Raw genomic sequence first — 1,632 nt, 5'->3', positions numbered from 1 at the left:
CTTCCAGCTTTTTCGCCAGCGTAATCAGTTCGTCCGCTTCTTCCGCTTCAATCAATTCCTGAATCTGCGGCTCGGCCTCCATGGCTTTTTCCAAACTCAGGGGTTTGTTGGCTTCCAACGGAATCAGCTTGGACAGTTTGTCGCACAGCATAAACGGCAGTTCCAGCACGCGTCCCACGTCGCGGATGACCGCTTTGGACGACATCGTGCCGAAGGTAACAATCTGGCTGACCGCTTCCGCGCCGTATTTTTCGCGCACATATTCAATCACGCGGCCACGGTTTGCCTGACAGAAGTCAACGTCAAAGTCAGGCATGGAGACGCGTTCAGGGTTTAAGAAACGTTCAAACAGTAGCGCGTATTTGAGCGGATCAAGGTCGGTAATCTTCAATGAATACGCCACCAGCGAGCCTGCACCCGAACCACGGCCCGGCCCGACCGGACAGCCGTGCGTTTTCGCCCAGTTGATAAAGTCTTGTACAATAAGGAAATAGCCGGGGAATTCCATCTGGATGATGATGTTCAGCTCAAAATCCAAACGTTCTTGATATTCCGGCATTTTTGCCGCACGCTCCGCCTCGTCGGGATAAAGCTGAACCATGCGTTCCTGCAAACCCTCGTTGGACAGCTTCACCAAATAATCGTCCAGCGACAGACCGTCCGGAGTAGGGAAGAGCGGTAGGAAGTTTTTGCCCAATGTGATGTGCAGATTGCAGCATTTGGCAATTTCCACCGTGTTTTCCAAGGCTTCGGGCAAGTCGGCGAAACGTTCCAGCATCGTTTCCGGCGGAATGAAAAACTGGCTCGGCGTAAAATCGCGCGGACGTTTCTTGTCCGTCAGCACCCAGCCGCCTGCGATGCACACCCGCGCCTCGTGCGCGTTGAAATCGTCGCGGCTCATAAACTGAGTCGGATGCGTCGCTACCACCGGCAAATCCAATTCCTCTGCCAGTTTCACGCTGCCGGAAACGCAAGCCTCCCATTCGGGTCGTTCGGGTAGGCGTTGCAGCTCTAAATAAAACGCATCGGGAAACCATGCCGCATATTTCAACGCCGCCGCACGCGCTGCGTCTTCGTTGCTGTTCAAAAGATTCACGCCCACTTCGCCGTAATGTGCGCCACTCAAGCAAATCAAGCCGCTGTTGTCGCCGTTTTCCAGCCATTCGGGATTAAGTTCCGCATGATGGATATTGCGGTCTTTGCCGACATAGGCCTCCGTCAAAAGTTCGCTCAAGCGCAGATAGCCCGCATCGTTGCGGATAATCAGCATGGCACGAAACGGCTTGTCGGACGCATTCGGATTGCCTATCCACACATCTGCCGCGCCGATGGGCTTAATCCCTGCACCGCGGCAGGCTTTATAGAATTTCACCAAGCCGAATTCGTTCATCAAATCGCTGATGCCCAAAGCAGGTAAACCGTATTCCTGCGCTTTGGCAATCAGTTTTTTAATCCGCACCATACCGTCGGTAATCGAGAATTCGGTATGCAGGCGCAGGGGGATGTAGGTCGGCTCGGTCATGGCAAAATCGGCGTGAACAATAAAAGGCGTATTGTAGCAGGGTTGGCAGCGAAAGGCCGTCTGAAAACCAAATGTAATGAGGTTGGATAAAGCAAATAAAACAGAAGGGG

General features: G+C 53.2%; 1 protein-coding gene. It reads right to left on the bottom strand.

All coding sequences use genetic code 11. The annotated features are described in order from the left end of the window. Window positions 1–1,522, bottom strand: a 1,522-nt coding sequence (dnaE, locus tag ACTHUE_RS18295) for a DNA polymerase III subunit alpha (RefSeq protein ID WP_440424121.1), incomplete at its 3' end; no start/stop codon positions are given. Window positions 1,523–1,632 lie beyond the last annotated feature (110 nt).

It is taken from the genome of Neisseria sp. P0021.S005, from assembly GCF_051956955.1.
The sequence above is the reverse complement of the archived record's forward strand: the minus strand, read 5'-3'. Positions and strand labels throughout refer to the sequence as shown.